21 protein-coding genes are annotated in these 21,650 nt (G+C 68.5%); all 21 read left to right on the top strand.

The genetic code is table 11. The features are described 5' to 3' along the window. The first annotated feature begins 83 nt into the window (after positions 1-83). The 21 genes from OG828_RS17015 (at position 84) to OG828_RS16915 (ending at position 21,618) form a co-directional block, all read left to right on the top strand. Positions 84-1,382, top strand: coding sequence for a homoserine dehydrogenase (locus tag OG828_RS17015; protein WP_328371916.1), 1,299 nt, complete (start codon positions 84-86; stop codon positions 1,380-1,382). Positions 1,383-1,388: 6 nt separating this feature from the next. Further along, entirely contained in the window at positions 1,389-2,447 is a 1,059-nt protein-coding gene (gene thrC / locus OG828_RS17010) for a threonine synthase (RefSeq protein WP_328356924.1), read from the top strand. Positions 2,448-2,814: 367 nt separating this feature from the next. Continuing rightward, positions 2,815-3,732: a homoserine kinase gene (gene thrB / locus OG828_RS17005; RefSeq protein WP_210572561.1), complete on the top strand. Its 918-nt coding sequence runs from the start codon at positions 2,815-2,817 to the stop codon at positions 3,730-3,732. 405 nt (positions 3,733-4,137) lie between these two features. Further along, complete coding sequence (gene rho, locus OG828_RS17000; RefSeq protein WP_328356919.1) at positions 4,138-6,156, top strand: transcription termination factor Rho; 2,019 nt, start codon at positions 4,138-4,140, stop codon at positions 6,154-6,156. 146 nt (positions 6,157-6,302) lie between these two features. After that, positions 6,303-8,081 carry a trypsin-like serine protease gene (locus tag OG828_RS16995; protein ID WP_328501614.1) on the top strand — a complete coding sequence of 593 codons (1,779 nt, stop codon included), beginning with the start codon at positions 6,303-6,305 and terminating at the stop codon, positions 8,079-8,081. Positions 8,082-8,286: 205 nt separating this feature from the next. Beyond that, positions 8,287-9,423, top strand: a complete 1,137-nt coding sequence (locus OG828_RS16990) for an LCP family protein (RefSeq protein ID WP_328501613.1) — start codon at positions 8,287-8,289, stop codon at positions 9,421-9,423. A 140-nt stretch (positions 9,424-9,563) separates the two neighbouring features. After that, a complete protein-coding gene (rpmE, locus tag OG828_RS16985; RefSeq protein ID WP_145867232.1) occupies positions 9,564-9,785 on the top strand; it encodes a 50S ribosomal protein L31 in 222 nt (73 codons plus the stop codon). Positions 9,786-9,890: 105 nt separating this feature from the next. Beyond that, the gene (gene prfA, locus OG828_RS16980; protein ID WP_328356904.1) at positions 9,891-10,967 is read left to right on the top strand and encodes a peptide chain release factor 1; all 1,077 of its coding nucleotides are present in this window, start codon (positions 9,891-9,893) and stop codon (positions 10,965-10,967) included. An 88-nt stretch (positions 10,968-11,055) separates the two neighbouring features. After that, entirely contained in the window at positions 11,056-11,895 is an 840-nt protein-coding gene (gene prmC / locus OG828_RS16975) for a peptide chain release factor N(5)-glutamine methyltransferase (protein ID WP_210572573.1), read from the top strand. Positions 11,896-11,956: 61 nt separating this feature from the next. Further along, positions 11,957-12,604 carry an L-threonylcarbamoyladenylate synthase gene (locus OG828_RS16970; RefSeq protein WP_301984300.1) on the top strand — a complete coding sequence of 216 codons (648 nt, stop codon included), beginning with the start codon at positions 11,957-11,959 and terminating at the stop codon, positions 12,602-12,604. Then, entirely contained in the window at positions 12,601-13,269 is a 669-nt protein-coding gene (locus OG828_RS16965) for an arsenate reductase/protein-tyrosine-phosphatase family protein (RefSeq protein WP_328356899.1), read from the top strand. Before OG828_RS16970 ends, OG828_RS16965 begins: the two co-directional genes overlap by 4 nt. Positions 13,270-13,424: 155 nt before the next feature. Further along, on the top strand, positions 13,425-14,663 hold the full coding sequence (glyA, locus tag OG828_RS16960; RefSeq protein ID WP_328438524.1) for a serine hydroxymethyltransferase: 1,239 nt from the start codon (positions 13,425-13,427) through the stop codon (positions 14,661-14,663). Between the two features lie 487 nt (positions 14,664-15,150). Continuing rightward, positions 15,151-15,606, top strand: coding sequence for a hypothetical protein (locus OG828_RS16955; RefSeq protein ID WP_328356893.1), 456 nt, complete (start codon positions 15,151-15,153; stop codon positions 15,604-15,606). A gap of 80 nt (positions 15,607-15,686) precedes the next feature. Then, positions 15,687-16,082 (top strand): hypothetical protein, encoded by a 396-nt coding sequence (locus tag OG828_RS16950; protein ID WP_328438522.1) that lies wholly within the window; start codon positions 15,687-15,689, stop codon positions 16,080-16,082. A 118-nt stretch (positions 16,083-16,200) separates the two neighbouring features. After that, positions 16,201-16,410 carry a hypothetical protein gene (locus OG828_RS16945; RefSeq protein WP_328438521.1) on the top strand — a complete coding sequence of 70 codons (210 nt, stop codon included), beginning with the start codon at positions 16,201-16,203 and terminating at the stop codon, positions 16,408-16,410. 343 nt (positions 16,411-16,753) lie between these two features. Next, a complete protein-coding gene (locus tag OG828_RS16940) occupies positions 16,754-18,112 on the top strand; it encodes an MraY family glycosyltransferase (protein WP_328438520.1) in 1,359 nt (452 codons plus the stop codon). A 300-nt stretch (positions 18,113-18,412) separates the two neighbouring features. After that, complete coding sequence (locus OG828_RS16935; RefSeq protein ID WP_328371913.1) at positions 18,413-18,859, top strand: hypothetical protein; 447 nt, start codon at positions 18,413-18,415, stop codon at positions 18,857-18,859. 210 nt (positions 18,860-19,069) lie between these two features. Continuing rightward, the gene (atpB, locus tag OG828_RS16930; protein WP_301984304.1) at positions 19,070-19,915 is read left to right on the top strand and encodes a F0F1 ATP synthase subunit A; all 846 of its coding nucleotides are present in this window, start codon (positions 19,070-19,072) and stop codon (positions 19,913-19,915) included. A gap of 75 nt (positions 19,916-19,990) precedes the next feature. Then, complete coding sequence (gene atpE / locus OG828_RS16925; protein WP_004925497.1) at positions 19,991-20,212, top strand: ATP synthase F0 subunit C; 222 nt, start codon at positions 19,991-19,993, stop codon at positions 20,210-20,212. 42 nt (positions 20,213-20,254) lie between these two features. Then, positions 20,255-20,806: a F0F1 ATP synthase subunit B gene (locus OG828_RS16920; protein ID WP_328356878.1), complete on the top strand. Its 552-nt coding sequence runs from the start codon at positions 20,255-20,257 to the stop codon at positions 20,804-20,806. After that, positions 20,803-21,618, top strand: coding sequence for a F0F1 ATP synthase subunit delta (locus OG828_RS16915; protein WP_328356875.1), 816 nt, complete (start codon positions 20,803-20,805; stop codon positions 21,616-21,618). Before OG828_RS16920 ends, OG828_RS16915 begins: the two co-directional genes overlap by 4 nt. Positions 21,619-21,650: the final 32 nt, after the last annotated feature.

Genomic DNA, 21,650 nt, shown 5'->3' with positions numbered 1-21,650 from the left:
GGATCCGGACGATGGATAGAAACTGCATTCCGGTGAGTGAGACTGGTCCCACCGAAGACGGTATGAGGAAACGAGGTCGGATGATGCGTACGCGTCCGCTGAAGGTGGCGCTGCTGGGCTGTGGAGTGGTCGGCTCAGAGGTGGCGCGCATCATGACGACGCACGCCGACGACCTCGCCGCCCGCATCGGAGCCCCGGTGGAGCTGGCGGGAGTCGCCGTACGCCGGCCCTCCAAGGTCCGTGAGGGCATTCCCGCCGAGCTGATCACCACCGACGCCACCGCCCTCGTCAAACGCGGGGACATTGATGTCGTCGTCGAGGTGATCGGCGGGATCGAGCCCGCCCGGAGCCTCATCACCACCGCCTTCGAACACGGCGCCTCCGTCGTCTCCGCCAACAAGGCCCTCCTCGCCCAGGACGGCGCCGACCTGCACGCCGCGGCGGAGGCGAACAACAAGGACCTCTACTACGAGGCCGCCGTCGCCGGTGCCATCCCGCTGATCCGCCCGCTGCGCGAGTCCCTCGCCGGCGACAAGGTCAACCGCGTGCTCGGGATCGTCAACGGGACCACCAACTTCATCCTCGACAAGATGGACTCGACCGGGGCCGGGTATCAGGAGGCCCTCGACGAGGCCACCGCCCTCGGGTACGCCGAGGCCGACCCGACCGCCGACGTCGAGGGCTTCGACGCCGCCGCCAAGGCCGCCATCCTCGCCGGAATCGCCTTCCACACGCGCGTGCGCCTCGACGACGTCTACCGCGAGGGCATGACCGAGGTCACCGCCACCGACTTCGCCGCCGCCAAGCGGATCGGCTGCACCATCAAGCTGCTCGCCATCTGCGAACGGGCCGCGGACGGGGGCTCGGTCACCGCGCGCGTGCACCCCGCGATGATCCCGCTCACCCACCCGCTCGCCTCCGTGCGCGGCGCGTACAACGCGGTGTTCGTCGAGTCGGACGCCGCCGGTCAGTTGATGTTCTACGGCCCCGGCGCCGGCGGCGCCCCGACCGCCTCCGCCGTCCTCGGCGACCTCGTCGCCGTCTGCCGCAACCGGATCAACGGCGCCACCGGACCCGGCGAGTCGGCGTACGCCGCACTGCCCGTGTCGTCCATGGGCGAGGTCGTCACGCGCTACCACATCAGCCTCGACGTCGCCGACAAACCGGGTGTTCTCGCCCAGGTGGCCACCGTGTTCGCCGAGCACGGTGTCTCGATCGATACGGTTCGGCAGCAAGGACGGCAAGAAGGCGACGGCGAGGCCTCTCTCGTCGTCGTCACGCACCGTGCGTCCGACGCGGCCCTCGGCGGCACCGTCGAGGCGTTGCGCAAGCTCGACACCGTGCGGGGTGTCGCCAGCATCATGCGGGTTGAAGGAGAGTAACCAGCAATGACCCACCAGTGGCGCGGCATCATCGAGGAGTACCGGGACCGTCTCCCGGTGTCCGACACCACGCCGGTCGTGACGCTCCGTGAGGGCGGCACGCCCCTCGTGCCCGCGCAGGTGCTCTCCGAGCGCACCGGCTGCGAGGTCCACCTCAAGGTGGAGGGCGCGAACCCCACCGGGTCCTTCAAGGACCGCGGTATGACCATGGCCATCAGCAAGGCCAAGGAGGAGGGCGCGAAGGCCGTCATCTGCGCCTCCACGGGCAATACGTCCGCCTCCGCGGCCGCGTACGCCGTACGGGCGGGGATGGTGTCCGCCGTTCTTGTGCCGCAGGGCAAGATCGCGCTCGGCAAGATGGGACAGGCGCTCGTCCACGGCGCGAAGATCCTCCAGGTCGACGGCAACTTCGACGACTGCTTGACGCTCGCTCGAGCGCTGAGCGAGAACTACCCGGTGGCGCTGGTCAATTCGGTCAACCCGGTGCGGATCGAGGGGCAGAAGACGGCCGCGTTCGAGATCGTGGACATGCTGGGCGACGCCCCCGACATCCATGTCCTGCCGGTGGGCAACGCGGGCAACATCACCGCGTACTGGAAGGGCTACAAGGAGTACGCCGCCGACGGCGTTTCGCGGCGGACCCCGCGCATGTGGGGCTTCCAGGCCTCCGGCTCCGCGCCGATCGTGCGCGGCGAGATCGTCAAGGACCCCTCGACCATCGCCACCGCGATCCGTATCGGCAACCCCGCGTCCTGGCAGTACGCCCTGGCCGCGCGGGACGAGTCGGGCGGGTTCATCGACGAGGTGACGGACCGTGAAATCCTGCGCGCCTACCGGCTGTTGGCCGCTCAGGAGGGCGTTTTCGTCGAGCCCGCCTCGGCCGCGTCCGTGGCCGGCCTGCTCAAGGCGGCCGAGCAGGGCAAGGTCGACCCGGGGCAGACGATCGTCTGCACGGTCACCGGCAACGGCCTGAAGGACCCCGACTGGGCCGTCGCCGGCGCCCCGCAGCCCGTCACCGTCCCGGTCGACGCGGCGACGGCGGCCGAGCGCCTCGGCCTTGCCTGATCAGCGCCCGAAGGGGTAGGGCCTGTCTTTCGGATCACGTCGGCTCATCGCACGGCGCCGTGCGACCCCGCGGCCCAGGCGTGATCCGAAAGACAGGCCCTGCACCCGACAGGGGGTGCACAAGGGGCTTACGACACGCATCGTGCGCCTCCTGTGCGCCCTATGTCGCCACAGAACCTTCCTTCGATAGGCTGTACTGAACCCGCCTGCCGCATATGCCGCCCACCGGCACGGTGCCGCGCCGTCTCCGCGGTCCGACAGCGGCGTCGGAAGCGTCCGTCCGTGAGGCCGGGAGCAGCCCGCGGGGTTCCTCGTACGTCATCGAATGTCTTCGACAATCACGCAGCTCAAGGAGAGTCATCGAGCGATGGCCGGTCCAGCCTTCCGCGCCGCCGCTGTCAGGGTGCGCGTCCCCGCCACCAGCGCCAACCTCGGCCCGGGCTTCGACGCCCTCGGTCTGTCGCTGGGGCTCTATGACGACGTCGTCGTCCGGGTGGCCGACTCCGGGCTGCACATCGACATCGCGGGCGAGGGCGGCGAGACGCTCCCGCGTGACGAGAACCACCTTCTCGTACGGTCCCTGCGCACGGCCTTCGATCTGCTCGGCGGGCAGCCGCGCGGTCTGGAGATCGTCTGCGCCAACCGCATTCCGCACGGCCGTGGCCTGGGCTCCTCGTCGGCCGCCATCTGCGCCGGCATCGTCGCCGCACGCGCCGTGACCATAGGGGGGGACTCCAAGCTCGACGACCCGGCCCTCCTGGAACTCGCCACCGAGATCGAGGGCCACCCCGACAATGTGGCCGCCTGTCTGCTCGGCGGATTCACGCTTTCCTGGATGGAGGCGGGATCCGCGCGCGCGATCAGGATGGAGCCCGCCGATTCCATCGTTCCGGTGGTTTTCGTGCCCGGTAAGCCGGTCCTCACCGAGACCGCGCGTGGTCTGCTCCCGCGCACCGTGCCGCACGTCGATGCCGCCACCAACGCGGGCCGAGCGGCCCTGCTCGTCGAGGCCCTGACCAGGCGCCCCGAGCTGCTGCTGCCCGCCACCGAGGACCGGCTCCACCAGGAGTACCGCGCACCGGCCATGCCGGAGAGCGCGGCGCTGGTGGAGCGGCTGCGGGCCGATGGGATCCCCGCGGTGATCTCCGGAGCGGGCCCCACCGTGCTGGCGCTGGCCGATGACGACAGCGCCGACAAGGTGGCCGATCTGGCAGGCGAGGGCTGGGCCGCGAACCGGCTCGAGCTCGACGCCCAGGGAGCGAGCGTGCTGCCGCTTGCGACCTGACACACGGTTGCCGGATTTCGAGAGGGGGAATGTTTGTTGGATCCGGTAGTGTTAACCTCAAGTCTGCACCCGACCCCACCATGGCGAGGTGCTTCGTGTCCCCGTCCGGGACAGACATCCTTCCGGGAGCCTCCCAAGCCGCACTGTGTTCCGTACGACGTACGCGGGCCGTACCTCGTACGCGGGCACTGAGCGACTGGCCGGGCACGCTCCGGAACAGGTGCGACCAAGCCTTGTGACACCGACACTCAGTGCCACAGCTGCGGGAAGCGCCATCACCCATTTCCTCCGCCTCTTAGGCGGACCACCGCCCCGGCACGGTCCACACAGCAAGGACCGAAGCCGGACAGCACAACCGGTCGCCGAGCCAGACAGGCCGACGTCCGCTCCAGGGAAGGACCCTTCGTGAGCGACACCACCGATCTGATGGGCGCACGTGTCGAGGAGACCGCTGCCGCGCCCGCCACGGACGCCTCCGCGCCTGCCAGCGGTGCCGGCTCCCGGCGGCGCCGCGGTACCGGCCTCGAGGGCATGGTGCTGGCCGAGCTGCAGCAGGTCGCATCCGGCCTCGGTATCAGGGGCACAGGGCGCATGCGCAAGAGCCAGCTGATCGAGGTCATCAAGGAGGCGCAGGCGGGTGGGGGTGCCCCGGCCAAGTCCGCCGAGGCAGCCACCGAGACCAAGCCCAAGCGCCGCGCCACCTCGAAGGCGCGTACCGGCGAGGACTCCGCTCCCGCCGAGAAGGCCGACAAGAAGGCCGAGGCCGCCGCCGCGAAGGCCGTGGCCCAGCAGCAGATCGAGATTCCCGGCCAGCCGGCCGGGGGCACCCCCCGCGCCGAAGCCGAGCGCGGGGCGGAGGAGGCCCCCGAGCGCCGCCGTCGCCGTGCCACCGCCGAGGCGGGCAGCCCCGAGACGGTCGCCGCCGAGGCGAAGAGCGAGCCGAAGGCCGAGACGCCCGCCCCGCAGGCGCAGGGCGACGCCAAGTCCGACGCCGACGGCGGCGAGGGCCGCCGTCGCGACCGCCGGGACCGCGGCCGTGACCGCGACCGGGACCGCCGCGGCAAGGGCGACGACCAGCAGGGCCAGGGCGGCCAGCGGCAGCAGGGCCAGCAGCAGGGCGGCGGCCGTCAGGACCGTCAGGACCGCCAGCAGCGGGACAACGGCCCGCAGGACGACGACGACTTCGAGGGCGGACGCCGTGGCCGGCGCGGGCGCTACCGCGACCGCCGTGGCCGGCGTGGCCGCGACGAGATGGGCGGCCAGGAGCCGCAGATCACCGAGGACGACGTCCTGATCCCGGTCGCCGGCATCCTGGACATCCTCGACAACTACGCCTTCATCCGTACGTCGGGCTACCTGCCGGGTCCGAACGACGTGTACGTCTCCCTCGCCCAGGTCCGCAAGAACGGCCTGCGCAAGGGCGACCACGTCACCGGCGCGGTCCGTCAGCCGAAGGACGGCGAGCGCCGCGAGAAGTTCAACGCGCTGGTCCGGCTCGACTCCGTGAACGGCATGGCGCCCGAATCCGGGCGCGGCCGCCCGGAGTTCAACAAGCTGACGCCGCTGTACCCGCAGGACCGCCTCCGTCTGGAGACGGACCCGGGCATCCTCACCACCCGCATCATCGACCTCGTCGCGCCGATCGGTAAGGGCCAGCGCGGTCTGATCGTGGCCCCGCCGAAGACCGGCAAGACCATGATCATGCAGGCGATCGCCAACGCGATCACGCACAACAACCCCGAGTGCCACCTGATGGTCGTCCTGGTCGACGAGCGTCCGGAAGAGGTCACCGACATGCAGCGGTCGGTCAAGGGCGAGGTCATCTCCTCGACCTTCGACCGCCCGGCCGAGGACCACACGACGGTCGCGGAGCTGGCGATCGAGCGGGCCAAGCGGCTCGTCGAGCTCGGCCATGACGTGGTCGTGCTGCTCGACTCCATCACGCGTCTGGGCCGTGCGTACAACCTGGCCGCGCCGGCCTCCGGTCGCATCCTCTCCGGTGGTGTCGACTCGACGGCGCTGTACCCGCCGAAGCGCTTCTTCGGTGCGGCCCGGAACATCGAGGACGGTGGCTCGCTCACCATCCTCGCGACGGCTCTCGTCGACACCGGGTCCCGCATGGACGAGGTGATCTTCGAGGAGTTCAAGGGCACGGGCAACGCCGAGCTGAAGCTCGACCGGAAGCTCGCGGACAAGAGGATCTTCCCGGCGGTGGACGTGGACGCGTCCGGTACCCGTAAGGAAGAGATCCTGCTCGCCAACGACGAGCTGGCCATCGTATGGAAGCTGCGGAGGGTGCTGCACGCGCTCGACCAGCAGCAGGCGGTGGAGCTGCTGCTCGACAAGATGAAGCAGACGAAGTCGAATGCCGAGTTCCTGATGCAGATTCAGAAGACGACGCCGACGCCCGGTAACGGCGACTGACGTCCGCTACTGACAGAGGGCCACCCCCGCCACGGGGGTGGCCCTCTGCGTTGTACAGGACGGTGTACGATCACGCGGCTCGGACTGTTTTTCGAATCTGTGGTCCGGACTTCTGATCCCGAGGGGGGACCTGAGTGGGTACATCCATGTCTGGGGGCGGTCGGCACAGACGGAGGCTGCGGATCGCTCTTCCGTTCACGGCGGCCGGTGTGGCCGCGGCCGTCGCCGCCGCGTTGCTGACGAGTTCCGCCGACGCCGCCACGGCGCTTCCGAAGCCGACGGTCAAGCCCGCCATCGCCACAGCCTCGCTCGCCGAGCTGCAGAAGCGGGTCGCCGGCGCGATCGCCGGTGACGACACCGCGGGGGAGACGGCCGCCAAGTCGTCGCTGAACGCCGGGACCAGCAGCGGCCCCATCGACGCCAAGATCATCGGCGGGTCCACCACGACGATCACCTCGGCGCCGTGGATGGCCCAGCTCTGGTACTCCGACGAGGCCAACGACCTCGGCTTCTTCTGCGGCGGCGCCGTCGTCTCGCCGACGAAGATCCTGACCGCCGCGCACTGCGTCAAGGGCTACAACTGGGCCGCCCACGGTGCGGTGGTGACCGGGACCTCGACGATGCCCGACGACTCGGGCAACACCAACGGCACGGTCTCGCAGCCTCTGCGCCAGTGGAGCCACGCGTCGTACAGCGCGCGGACCATCGACAACGACATCGCGGTCCTCACCCTGGCGACGCCGGTCAAGGCGACGCCGATCCGCATGACGACGTCCGCCGACACCGCCTCGTACGCCGCCGGGACCAATGCCAAGGTCTACGGCTGGGGCCGTACGAGCTCCACCACCCAGGACATCTCCGACACGTTGAAGACGGCCGCGCTGCCGATCCAGTCGGACACGACCTGCGCGAACTACTACGGCGCCGACTTCGTCAAGGGCCACATGGTCTGCGCGGGCAAGCCCGCCAGCGGCAGCGACAGCGGTACGACGTCCGCCTGCAACGGCGACTCCGGTGGCCCGCTCGTCGTGGGCAACCGCATCGTGGGCGTCGTGTCCTGGGGTGTCGTGGACTGCGTCGAGAAGGGCGCGTACAGCGTCTTCGCGAAGGTGAAGTCGTACGTCGGTGCGGCCTACCCGCAGGTCGACGACGCCAACATGAGCTACACCGACGGCAGGGCCGACCTCTTCGTGCGCAACGCGTCCACGAAGACGGGCTACCAGAAGGACTCCAAGGGCACCTCGTTCGGCGCCCGGCAGAGCCTCGGCAACTGGAGCGGCGTCAACACCGTCCTGCAGACCGACCTCGACCGGGACGGCGTCCAGGACTTCGTGTACCGGGTCGCCTCCACCGGCGACGTCTACTGGATGCACTACGTGCGCTCCACGGAGACCTGGACCGAGAAGCAGATCTTCGACAACTGGAAGACCCGCACCCGGATCGCCACCCCCGGTGACCTGACCGGCGACTATCTGCCGGACCTGCTGTCCGTGGACTCCGGCGGCAAGCTGTGGCTCTACCCGGGCAAGGGCAACGGCTCCTTCTCGGCCCGTACACAGGTCGGCTCAGGCACGGGCTGGAACCAGTACAACACCCTGCGCGGCAAGGGCGACTTCAACGCCGACGGCAAGGCCGACGTGATCGTGCGCAACCGGAGCACCGGTGCCGTCTACCTGTACAAGGGGACCGGCAAGGCCTCGAGCCCCTTCTCGGCCCGGGTCAAGGTGCGCACCTGGAGCAACACGACGTACAACGCCTTCGACGCCATCGGTGACGTCAACGGCGACAGCAAGGCCGACTTCCTGGCCCGTACGCCCGGCGGCACGCTCTACCTGTACAAGGGCACCGGCAAGGCCACGAGCGAGATCTTTGCCACAAGGGTCTCGGTCGGGACGGACTTCAAGCAGTACGACATCTTCGGCTGAAACAGCAGGTGAACGGGGTGCGTCCAGCACCACGCGTCACACACTGTGCCCACCGCCCCACGCGGTGGGCACAGTGCGTTGTGCAACCCTTTCCCGGGTTTCCCCGTCTGACCGGTCGGGGCGAAGATGGAGCGATACATGTCGCTTCGCCCGGGCCTGACCCTGAACGCGAGGGGTAACCGACCCGACGAGAACCGAGGAGCACATGTCTGCCGAGAGCACACCGGACCCCGGCATACCGGGTGAGTCCGGGTCCACGGGCCCGCGCCACCGCGCCAAGGGCCGCCGCCGCAAGCCCCGCGGCAACCGCCGCAAGGGACTGCTCGTCACGGCCTGGGTGGCCGGCGGCATCGTGGTGCTGGGCGGCACCGGCGTCGGGTACGTGTACTTCAAGCTCAACGGCAACCTCAAGAGCGTCGACATCGACCAGGCCCTCGGCACCGACCGGCCGACCAAGGCCGACAACGGCTCCGAGAACATCCTCGTCCTGGGCTCCGACACCCGCTCCGGCTCCAACCAGAAGCTCGGCGGCGGCGCCGACGACGGCAGCGCCCGCTCCGACACCGCGATGATCGTGCACGTCTACAAGGGCCACAAGAAAGCCAGCGTGGTCTCCATCCCGCGCGACACCCTCATCGACCGCCCCGAGTGCACCGACACCGACGGCGACACCCACGACGCCGCGACCGACGTCATGTTCAACTCGGCGTACACCACCGGCGGCGCGGCCTGCGCGGTGAAGACCGTCGAGTCGCTCACCGACCTGCGCATGGACCACTACCTCGAGGTCGACTTCAGCGGCTTCCAGAAGCTCATCGACGAGCTCGGCGGCGTCAAGGTCACCACCAGCAAGGCCATCGACGACCCCGACAGCCACCTGGACCTCGCGGCCGGCACCCACCAGCTCACCGGCGAGCAGGCACTCGGCCTGGTCCGCACCCGGCACGGCGTCGGCGACGGTTCCGACCTCGGCCGCATCCAGCTCCAGCAGGCCTTCATCAAGGCCCTCGTCGAGCAGATCAAGGACGTCGGCCTCTTCACCAACCCGAAGAAGCTGTACGACCTCGCCGACACCGCCACCAACGCCGTCACCACCGACTCCGACCTCGGCTCGGTCAACTCCCTCATGTCGTTCGCGAGCGGCCTCAAGAGCATCAGCGCGAAGAACATGCACATGGTCACGATGCCGGTCCAGTACGACCCCGCCGACGGCAACCGCGTCCTCGTCGACGACACCAAGGCCCAGCAGGTCTGGACGGCTCTCAAGGACGACAAGGCCATCCCGAAGTCGGCAACAAAAGGCACGGCGACAGGCCAGGCAAACGGAGTGGTGACCTCGTAGCGCGCTGCCGGGAATAGATCACGGTGACCCCTCGTTTTGGGGGATGGCCCCAGTCCTGGCAGACTGGTACGTCGGCCCCGGTTCACGCCTCCGCACCCCGCGGCTGCGACCCGGAGCCCTCCCGAAACTAGGAGACACCCTTGAAGCGCGACATCCACCCCGAGTACGTCGAGACGCAGGTCAGCTGCACCTGTGGCGCGTCGTTCACCACCCGCAGCACGATCTCCAGCGGAGCGATCCGCGCCGAGGTCTGCTCCGAGTGCCACCCGTTCTACACGGGCAAGCAGAAGATCCTCGACACCGGTGGCCGTGTGGCCCGCTTCGAGGCCCGCTTCGGCAAGGCTGCCGGCTCCAAGAAGTAGCGAGCCCCATTTCGCCGGTCCACGGCCGCGCCCCTCTTCGGCGCGCCGGGACCGGCGTTTTTGGTCGTCCGCCCTTCACCCACGTACGTACAACAGGAGCCAGAGATGTTCGAGGCCGTCGAGGAGCTCGTCGTCGAGCACGCCGACCTGGAGAAGAAGCTCGCCGACCCGTCGGTCCACTCCGACCAGGCCAACGCGCGCAAGCTGAACAAGCGCTACGCCGAGCTCACCCCGATCGTCGCCACGTTCCGCTCCTGGAAGCAGATGGGCGGCGACATCGAGACGGCGCGTGAACTCGGCGCCGATGACCCAGAGTTCGCCGCCGAGGTGAAGGAGCTGGAGAAGGCGCGTGAGGAGCTGACGGAGAAGCTGCGGCTGCTCCTCGTCCCGCGAGACCCCAGCGACGACAAGGACGTGATCCTCGAGATCAAGGCGGGCGCGGGCGGCGACGAGTCCGCGCTGTTCGCCGGTGACCTGCTGCGGATGTATCTGCGGTACGCCGAGCGGGTCGGCTGGAAGACCGAGATCATCGACGCCACCGAGTCCGAGCTGGGCGGCTACAAGGACGTCCAGGTCGCCGTGAAGACCAAGGGCGGCCAGGGCGCCACCGAGCCGGGGCAGGGTGTCTGGGCGCGGCTGAAGTACGAGGGCGGCGTGCACCGCGTGCAGCGGGTGCCGGCCACCGAGTCCCAGGGCCGTATCCACACCTCCGCGGCCGGTGTGCTGGTGACGCCCGAGGCCGAGGAGGTCGACGTCGAGATCAACCCGAACGACCTGCGGATCGACGTCTACCGCTCCTCCGGACCCGGCGGGCAGTCCGTCAACACGACCGACTCCGCCGTGCGCATCACGCACGTTCCCACCGGAGTGGTCGCCTCCTGCCAGAACGAGAAGAGCCAGCTGCAGAACAAGGAGCAGGCACTGCGTATCCTGCGCTCCAGGCTGCTCGCCGCGGCGCAGGAGGAGGCGGAGAAGAATGCCGCCGACGCCCGCCGCAGCCAGGTCCGCACCGTCGACCGCTCCGAGAAGATCCGTACATACAACTTCCCGGAGAATCGCATCTCGGACCACCGCGTCGGCTTCAAGGCCTACAACCTGGACCAGGTCCTGGACGGCGAACTCGACGCGGTGATCCAGGCCTGCGTTGACGCGGACTCGGCCGCCAAGCTCGCAGCCGCGTAGAGCCGTGTAAGGGACGTACGAGAAGGACCAGTACCGGAGGACATGCGTGCAGCCATCATTTGGGGGGCGACCCTCAAGTCCCCGCAGCGTGCTGCTCGCTGAGGTAGCTCAGGCCACCCAGCGGCTGGCCGACGCCGGCGTGCCCTCGCCGCGCAACGACGCGGAGGAGCTCGCCGCGTTCGTGCACGGCGTGAAGCGGGGCGAGCTGCACACCGTCAAGGACGCCGACTTCGACGCCCGGTACTGGGAGGTCATCGCGCGCCGTGAGCAGCGCGAGCCGCTCCAGCACATCACCGGCCGCGCCTACTTCCGGTATCTCGAACTCCAAGTCGGGCCCGGGGTGTTCGTCCCGCGCCCCGAGACCGAGTCGGTCGTCGGCTGGGCCATAGACGCCGTACGGGCCATGGACGTCGTGGAGCCGCTCATCGTGGACCTGTGCACCGGCTCCGGCGCCATCGCGCTCGCCCTCGCCCAGGAGGTCCCGCGCTCCCGTGTGCACGCCGTGGAGCTGTCCGAGGACGCCCTTCAGTGGACCCGCAAGAACGTGGCGGGGTCCAGGGTCGACCTGCGCCAGGGCGACGCCCTCACCGCCTTCCCGGACCTCGACGGCCAGGTCGACCTGGTGATCTCCAACCCGCCGTACATCCCGCTGACGGAATGGGAGTACGTCAATCCCGAGGCGAGGGACTACGATCCCGAACTCGCCCTGTTCTCCGGCGAGGACGGCCTCGACCTCATCCGCGGCCTGGAGCGGACCGCACACCGGCTCCTGCGCCCCGGCGGGGTCGTCGTCATCGAGCACGCCGACACCCAGGGCGGGCAGGTGCCGTGGATCTTCACCGAGGAGCGGGGCTGGGCCGACGCGGCCGACCACCCCGACCTCAACAACCGCCCCCGGTTCGCGACGGCCCGCAAGGCGCTGCCGTGACCGGCCCGCAGACTGTTGTCCCGAAGTACGTGACGTACGTGTACGAGGAGGCCCGCTAGATATGGCACGGCGATACGACACCAATGACGCGACCGACCGCACCACCGGTCTGCGTGAGGCGGCGTCCGCCGTCCGCCGTGGCGAGCTCGTGGTCCTCCCCACCGACACGGTGTACGGCATCGGCGCCGACGCGTTCTCCTCGGAAGCCGTCACCGACCTGCTCGAGGCCAAGGGGCGGGGCCGCAACATGCCCACCCCGGTCCTCATCGGCTCCCCGAACACCCTGCACGGCCTGGTCACGGACTTCTCCGAGATGGCCTGGGAACTGGTCGACGCCTTCTGGCCGGGCGCGCTGACGCTGGTCGCCAAGCACCAGCCGTCCCTGCAGTGGGACTTGGGGGACACCCGGGGCACGGTCGCCGTGCGCATGCCGCTGCACCCGGTCGCCATCGAACTGCTCACCGAGGTCGGCCCCATGGCCGTGTCGTCGGCGAACCTCACCGGCCATCCGGCGCCGGAGGACTGTGACGCCGCGCAGGGCATGCTGGGCGACTCGGTGTCCGTCTACCTCGACGGCGGGCCGACGCCCGGCAACGTGCCCTCCTCCATCGTCGACGTCACCCGCGAGGTGCCGCTGCTGCTGCGTGCGGGCGCTCTCTCGGCGGAGGAGCTGCGCAAGGTCGTACCCGACCTCGAGGTGGCCAATTGACGGCCCCTGACGCGGGGCGTGGCATATGGAACGGGGAAGACACGGGGACCTTCGGCCTCCCTCTCGACAGCTTCCGCATCCTCCACGTCAGCACCGGCAACGTGTGCCGCTCGCCGATCACCGAGCGGCTGACCCGTCATGCCCTGGCGGACCGGCTCGGCGACCCGCTGTGGGGCGGGCTGATCGTGGAGAGCGCGGGCACCTGGGGCCATGAGGGCGCGCCCATGGAGGCCAACGCGGAGGCCGTGCTGGCCGAGTTCGGCGCGGACCCCTCCGGCTTCACCGGGCGGGAACTGCTGGACGACCACGTCATCCGCGCCGACCTGGTGCTGACCGCCACCCGCGACCACCGGGCGCAGGTCATCTCCATGGGGCACTCCGCCGGCCTGCGCACCTTCACCCTCAAGGAGTTCACCCGCCTGGTGAAGGCGATCGACCCCGCGACGCTCCCTCCGCTGGAGGACGGCATGGTCGCCCGCGCACGCGCCCTGGTCCGCGCCGCAGCAGCTCTACGCGGGTGGCTCCTGGCCCCCACAGCGGAAGCGGACGAGGTCTACGACCCCTACGGCGCCCCACTCACGTTCTTCCGCTCCATCGGCGACGAGATAAACCAGGCGCTGGATCCGGTGGTGACAGCGCTGACGGGGGTCCCGGCACGGACCTGACGCGAGGGGCGCGTCGGGGAAGGGGCTGAACCAGGTGCTGGATCCGGTCGTCACCGCGCTCACCGGTGTACCCGCCAGGACGTGACGACCGAGCGCCTCTGGGGTCCTGGGCCTACATTGGTGCTACGTCAGTGTCGACGCCCCGGGAGCCCACCATGACGGTCACCCATACCCTCGAGGCCGATGTGCTGCGCCGCCAGGACCCCGAGCTGGCCGGGATCCTGCTGGGGGAGCTGGAACGGCAGTCGACGACACTGCAGCTGATCGCCGCCGAGAACTTCACGTCACCGGCGGTGCTGGCGGCGCTAGGGTCGCCGCTCGCCAACAAGTACGCGGAGGGCTATCCCGGGGCCCGGCACCACGGCGGCTGCGAGATCGTCGACGTCGCCGAGCGCGTCGCCGTCGACCGGGCCAAGGCGCTGTTCGGGGCGGAGCACGCCAACGTGCAGTCCCACTCCGGATCGTCGGCCGTCCTCGCCGCGTACGCCGCCCTGCTGCGCCCCGGCGACACCGTCCTCGCCCTGGGCCTGCCGCACGGCGGCCACCTCACCCACGGCTCGCCCGCGAACTTCTCCGGCCGCTGGTTCGACTTCGTCGGCTACGGCGTGGACGCGGAGACCGGGCTCATCGACCACGACCAGGTGCGCACCCTCGCCCGCACCCATCGGCCCAAGGCGATCGTGTGCGGGTCCATCGCCTATCCGCGGCACATCGACTACGCCCTGTTCCGCGAGGTCGCCGACGAGGTGGGCGCCTATCTCATCGCCGACGCCGCGCACCCGATCGGGCTGGTCGCCGGGGGAGCGGCGCCCAGCCCGGTGCCGTACGCCGATGTCGTCTGTGCCACCACGCACAAGGTGCTGCGGGGCCCGCGCGGCGGGATGATCCTGTGCGGCCACGAACTGGCCGAGCGGGTCGACCGGGCCGTGTTCCCCTTCACCCAGGGCGGCGCCCAGATGCACACCATCGCCGCCAAGGCGGTCGCGTTCGGCGAGGCCGCCACTCCCGCCTTCACCGTGTACGCCCATCAGGTCGTCGCCAACGCGAGGGTCCTCGCGGCGGGACTGGCCGCCGAGGGGTTCGTCGTCACCACGGGCGGGACGGACACGCATCTCATCACCGCCGACCCGGCGCCCCTCGGCGTCGACGGACGGACCGCGCGGGGCCGGCTCGCCGCCGCCGGGATGGTCATGGACTGCTGTGCGCTGCCGCACGGCGACGCCCGCGGCCTGCGGCTGGGCACGGCGGCGGTGACGACTCAGGGCATGGGGGAGGAGGAGATGGGCTCCATCGCCGCCCTGTTCGCAGGCGTGCTGCGCGGCACGGTCGAGAGCCAGCGGGCGCGTGAAGAAGTGCGGGAGCTGGCCGGTAGATTTCCGCCGTATCCGGGTTGAACAAGACGGTCATGCATCGTCGGTAGCGTGCTTGCGTACGCGCGGCAGGCCGCATCGCTGGCGCCCACTGCCCGCTTCCGCTGCCTGGAGGCGAGCCTCCTGTGATCCGCCGGTTACTGATGATCACTGCACGAGTTCGCCCTGCTCCACCAGTTCAATCGCCTCGCCATCCGATGGGAACGACGCCTCGAACTCCACGACGCCTTCCTCTCTCACGAGTGGTATGCGACCGAGATGCCGCACCGAAAGATAGTGACGCGCTTCACACTCCATACGGAGCGTGAGCGGAATCGATCACTCCGTCCCACCTTGCCCCCTTAACCCCATCTTGGATAACCGCGAACACATCAGAGAGTCGCAGGCAGTAAGCAAGGCTGACCGGCGAAGTGCCTAAAACACTGGTCGAGAATGAACTCCCGGTATACGGTTCTGATCGCCGCCGGGAATTGACCACCGCATTGCATGCCTGTGCGACGAAAACGGTTTGGTGTTCCGTAAGACCCAATGGGGGAGAAAAATGTTTCGCAAGCCGCGCCTGCGCCATCTTGTAACTCTGGCGATTGCCGTGCCCACCGCAATGATACTCGCCTCCGGTAGTGCGCAAGCCGCCGGAAACACGACCGTTGTCTACACGGACGATGGGGGCAGCATTATGGGCGGAAAGGCGATCTTGTTTGGCAAGGCGAGCCCGGAACGACTTCAGGCCTGCGATACAGAGACGGATGGCCACAGCGTCATCGCCCTGGTGTCGTGGAACGACAACGGTCCTCGGGGTGCGGAAATCGTAGACTCCGACGGATCGTCGGATTTCTGCGACAACAAGCCCGGGAACATAAAGCAGGTTAATATCCCGGAGGGGACCGCGGTCCTCGTTACGGCGTGCCTTTATGAGTCGGGATCCAAGCAGAGGTGGGACTGCGACAGCAAGACAGGCGCAGCGTGATCAGCAGCCTCTCCGCTGGCGCTGACTCGGATCCGTCCCCTGAAGCACATATTCGCCGCCGAAACGAAAGAGGAACGGCTATGGCTAAATCGTTCACCCGGATTGCAGTTGCCGGCGCATCCCTCGCCTTGGTCTGCGCTGGAGCTACGCCGGCCTGGGCTGCGGATGCGGGAGTTCAGTGGGAAAACAAGGTGATATCCCTTTCCGGCGGGCGAGGCGACATGGCCTTCCATGACGATGGTGACGTTTTCGAGGTCTGTGACACCAAAGCCGATGGCGCGGGTGTCACTGGCTATGTGTACGAGAAGGACCCCGTAACGCTGAATGTCAGGCTGGTACGGTCCGTCAGTGATGGTGGAGACGCCGGCTGCGGCAAGATCAGCAACTACGACGTCGGCAGATGGCAGATTTACATGCTCCTTGAGAGCCATGCTGCTGGTGTGCCCTCCGTAAAATCTGGGTGGTTCAGGGAGTAAGCGACAGAGCCAGAGCCACTTTCAAGTGGCCTGGCGGCCGGTTGCCCCGTCTCTCATACACCGAAGCTCCGGTTGGAGCGGGTGACTTCTCAAGTCGCCCTGCCGAACCGGAGCTTCGATGTGCCGTCAGTCCGCCGACGTCTGCCTGCTCAAGTCGCCCCTGCTCGATCCGCGGCACCGGCGCGGGAAGCGCGTCGCGCCGAGCAAGAGCGCCCGCGGCTCCGACCTGACGGGGGTGACCGTGACCGCAGATGCCCTGCACGGCCGGCGCGGCCACGCCCGCTACCTCGTCGAGGACAAGAAGGCGCGCATCACGCGCTGCGCGTGAAGAAGAACCAGGCCGGTCTATACGAAGGGACACGGCCTCCAAGGCCCGCACCGAGCACGGCCCGGAGAGCATGGCCACCTTGCGCAGCTTCGCGATGAACTGCCTCCGTGCCGCCCGTCCCCTGGCCCTCCTCGGGCTCCACTGACCAGCACAGACGCGCGAACAATCGGACTTTGAAACCGCCTGACGTATGACCGCTTCGATGCAGTCGTGTTCTCACCATTAGTTGGCGGAACGGGACGATACGTCGGCCGCCGGCCGTGCTCACTCCGTGCCGGGCGGGCCAACAGGTGCGGGGGCTAAGGTGTGATGCAGACAGTCCGGTGACATCTGTGGGGAAGCCTTGCGTGAATACCTGCTGACGCTCTGCATCACGGCCGCGGTGACGTACCTGCTGACAGGGCCGGTACGGAAATTCGCGATCGTGGCCGGAGCGATGCCGAAGATCAGGGCCCGTGACGTGCACCGGGAACCCACTCCGCGGCTCGGCGGTATCGCCATGTTCTTCGGCCTGTGCGCGGGCCTGTTGGTCGCCGACCACCTCACCAACCTCAGCGAGGTCTTCGACACGTCGAACGAGCCCAGGGCACTGCTGAGCGGCGCCGCGCTGATCTGGCTGATCGGCGTCCTGGACGACAAGTTCGAGATCGATGCCCTGATCAAGCTGGGCGGTCAGATGATCGCCGCCGGCGCCATGGTCATGCAGGGTCTGACGATCCTGTGGCTGCCCATTCCCAAGGTCGGCACAGTCGCGCTGACCCAGTGGCAGGGCACTCTGCTGACAGTCGCCCTGGTTGTCATCACCATCAACGCGGTCAACTTCGTGGATGGCCTCGATGGCCTCGCAGCCGGCATGGTGTGCATCGCGGCGGCGGCGTTCTTCATGTACGCCTACCGCATCTGGTACTCGTACGGCATCGAGGCGGCTGCTCCGGCGACCCTCTTCTCAGCCATTCTGATGGGCATGTGCTTGGGGTTCCTGCCGCACAACATGCACCCGGCGCGGATCTTCATGGGCGACTCGGGCTCGATGCTCATCGGGCTGGTACTGGCGGCGGGCGCCATCTCGGTCACGGGACAGGTCGACCCGGACAACCTCTTCGGCGGCTCCGAGCGCAGCGCGGTGCACCAGATGGTGCCCCTGTACATCCCGCTGCTGATGCCGCTGACCATCATCGCGATCCCCGCGGCCGACCTGATCCTTGCGATCGTGCGGCGGACCTGGCGCGGCCAGTCGCCCTTCGCCGCCGACCGCGGGCATCTGCACCACCGGCTCCTGGAGATCGGGCACTCGCACAGCCGCGCGGTGCTGATCATGTACTTCTGGTCGGCGCTGATCGCCTTCGGCGCGCTCGCCTACTCCGTGAACTCGGCGTCCTCCATGTGGATCGTCCTCGGTGTGGTCTTCCTCAGCGCCATCGGCCTGGCCCTCCTCCTGCTCCCACGCTTCACACCCCGCACCCCGCGCTGGGCTGAGGCGTTCGTACCGCCGCGGTATCGGCGGAGCGGGGCCATCGCCGAGCCCGCGGCCACCACCCCGCAGACCGCCGCCGAGGCCCCGGCCGACGAACTCCTGCCGGAGGAGGAGCCCCGCACCCCGGTCGCCGCGGGCGTCTCCCGGGTCAACGGAGTCAATGGCTCGACCGCTCTCGGCGCCCGTCCGCGCTTCCTGGACCGGCGCAAGGCCGGTACGTCGCGCTGACGCTCAAGGTAAGAATCTGACTAGAGCATTGCCAACTCGTGGGGGAACGAAGATCCCCAATACCAGACAAAGCGGTGCTGGATCTGCACAGACGCGCAGTGTCACTCTCATGTGTGACACCCAGCACAGCCATTAGGTAAAGACCTCATCAAATAGTTTGTGATACGGTTCACGAGAACCCCGGGACACAGTCGAAGGGCCGCAGTGCGACGGCCCATTGGCGTGAGGACCACTCCCCACCCGGGGCTACGCTCGTCCATGACGACACCCCTGCCCCCCTGCGAAAGCGGAGTTGCCGCCATGCCGTCCAATGACGTCCGGATCCTGCTCCAGGCCGCTGTGCCCACAGCTGCCGTCGGCGCGATCGCCGCCGTCGTCAGCGGCGTGGTCGCCGGTGGCAAAGGGGCGGTCGGGGCCGTCGTCGCGACGCTGGTGGTGATCCTCTTCATGGGGATCGGTCTCTACGTTCTGCAGCGCACTGCCAAATCGCTTCCGCACCTTTTCCAGGCGATGGGCCTGATGCTCTACGCGGCACAGATTCTTCTGCTGTTCATCTTCCTCGCCGCGTTCAAGAACACCACCCTGTTCAACCCCCGGGCCTTCGCCCTCACGCTCGTCGCCGGCACCCTCGCCTGGATCGCCGCGCAGGCGCGTGCCCACATGAAAGCCAAGATTCTCTACGTCGAACCGGACTCGTCCGCCCCCAAGAACGGCGACAAGCCCGAGAAGACGGGGCACTCGTCGTGAGGGGTAGGGCCGGGATAAAGGCGCATGACAGACCCTGCTATCGTCCGGTGCCAACTGCGGCATCGCGGGCGCGGGCATCTGAGCTGACGCCTGCTCACACGCAGGGCGAGATGCCCCACAGCCGCCCCCACATCCGTAACACCAGTCCCGTGCCGAACCGCGGCCGCGTGCCGCGCCGACACAACGAGGTTGCCGTACCTATGCGCCACGATGAAGGAGCCCGCGGTGAGTGCTGACCCGACGCAGGCCCTCGCCTTCGACACGAACTGCCACCTCTTCGACGGATGTGGCTTCGACACTGTCGCCCCGGGCCTGCACTCGTTCCTGTTCGAGCCGCTCATGGGCGACGCGGACGGCAACGCCTTCTATTTCAACAAGCCGATGCTGCTCGCCCTGCTGGGTTCGATCATCGTGGTGGGCTTCTTCTGGGCCGCGTTCGCCCGGCCGAAGGTCGTCCCCGGCAAGCTCCAGATGATCGCCGAAGCCGGCTACGACTTCGTACGCCGCGGCATCGTCTACGAGACGATCGGCAAGAAGGAGGGCGAGAAGTACGTTCCGCTCGCCGTCTCCCTCTTCTTCTTCATCTGGATGATGAACCTCTGGTCCATCGTCCCGGTCGCCGCCTTCCCGGTGACGTCGATCATCGCCTACCCGCTGGTCCTGGCGCTGATCGTCTACATCCTGTGGGTCTCGCTGACCTTCAAGCGGCACGGCTTCGTCGGAGCCTTCAAGAACTTCTCCGGCTACGACAAGTCGCTGGGCGCGGTGCTCCCGCTGTCCATGACCATCGAGCTCGCCTCGAACCTGCTGGTCCGTCCGTTCACGCACGCGGTGCGACTCTTCGCGAACATGTTCGCGGGGCACACGCTGCTGCTGCTGTTCACCATCGCCAGCTGGTACATGCTCAACGGCATCGGTATCGCCTACTCAGGTGTCTCGTTCGTGATGGTCATCGTGATGACCGCCTTCGAGCTCTTCATCCAGGCGGTTCAGGCGTACGTCTTCGTCCTCCTGACCTGCACCTTCATCCAGGGCGCGCTCGCCGAGCACCACTGAGCACCGCCCCGCAACACCCCCATAGCCGTCCGGTGGCCAACCCCCACCGGTCCGTAAAGAGAAGGAAGAACTGGCATGTCCAACCTTGCTGCTGTCACCGGTGACCTCGGTTCCGTCGGTTACGGTCTTGCGGCCATCGGCCCCGGCGTCGGCGTTGGCATCATCTTCGGTAACGGCACCCAGGCCCTCGCCCGCCAGCCCGAGGCGGCCGGTCTGATCCGCGCCAACCAGATCCTCGGCTTCGCCTTCTGTGAGGCGCTCGCCCTGATCGGTCTCGTCATGCCGTTCGTCTACTAAGACGAGCCCTGACGACCGACCCTGTCGACGAAAGGCACTGATGTGAACTCCGCCCTGGTTTTGCTGGCGGCTGAGGGTGAGAAGGAGAACCCCCTCATCCCGCCGTGGCCGGAAGTTGTCATCGGCCTCATCGCTTTCGTCATCGTCTTCGGCTTCCTCGCCAAGAAGCTCCTCCCGACCATCAACAAGGTTCTGGAAGAGCGTCGCGAGGCCATCGAGGGCGGTATCGAAAAGGCCGAGGCCGCGCAGACCGAGGCCCAGAGCGTCCTTGAGCAGTACAAGGCCCAGCTCGCCGAGGCCCGGCACGAGGCCGCGCGACTGCGCCAGGAGGCGCAGGAGCAGGGCGCCACGCTCATCGCCGAGATGCGCGCGGAGGGCCAGCGGCAGCGTGAGGAGATCATCGCCGCCGGTCACGCGCAGATCGAGGCCGACCGCAAGGCCGCCTCGTCGGCGCTGCGCCAGGACGTCGGCAAGATCGCCACCGACCTGGCCGGCAAGCTCGTCGGCGAGTCCCTCGAGGACCACGCCCGGCAGAGCCGTGTGATCGACCGCTTCCTCGACGAGCTCGAGGAGAAGGCCGAGGCCACCCGATGAACGGAGCGAGCCGCGAGGCCCTGGCAGCCGCACGCGAGCGTCTCGACGCGCTGACGGACAACACGTCCGTGAACGCCGGCTCGCTCGCCGACGAGCTGGCCGCCCTCACCGCGCTGCTGCACCGCGAGGTGTCGCTGCGTCGGGTCCTGACCGACCCGGCGCAGACCGGCGAGGCCAAGGCCGACCTGGCCCAGCGCCTCATCGGCGGTCAGGTCAGCGGCGAGGTCGCCGACCTGCTGTCCGGCATGGTGCGCTCCCGCTGGTCGCAGTCGCGCGACCTGGTGGACGCACTGGAGGAGCTGGCCAACATCGCCGACTTCACCGCCGCCCAGAAGGCGGGCACGCTCGACGATGTCGAGGACGAGCTGTTCCGGTTCGGCCGGATCATCTCCTCCAACACCGAGCTGCGCGCCGCGCTCACCAACCGGTCCGCGACGACCTCCGCCAAGAGCGAGCTGCTGCGCAGCCTGCTCGGTGGCCGGGCCGCCGCGACCACCGAGCGTCTGGTGACGCGCCTTGTGACCGTGCCGCGGGGACGTAGCCTGGAAGCGGGACTGGAGTCCCTCTCCAAGCTCGCCGCCGAGCGCCGCGACCGGATGGTGGCCGTGGTCACCTCGGCAGTACCGCTGAGCGACGGCCAGAAGCGGCGCCTGGGTGCCGCCCTGGCAAAGCTCTACGGCCGTCCGATGCACCTCAACCTGGACGTGGACCCCGACGTTCTCGGCGGGATCCGGGTGCAGGTCGGTGACGAGGTCATCAACGGCTCGATCGCGGACCGCATCGAGGACGCCGGCCGCCGCCTGGCGAGCTAGCAGCAACTTCATAAGCAGTACGTGTACCTACG

Origin of the sequence: Streptomyces sp. NBC_00457 (assembly GCF_036014015.1) — a bacterium.
GTDB lineage: Bacteria > Actinomycetota > Actinomycetes > Streptomycetales > Streptomycetaceae > Streptomyces.
Note: the sequence above shows the minus strand (reverse complement) of the source record. Positions and strands in the feature narration are given on the sequence as shown.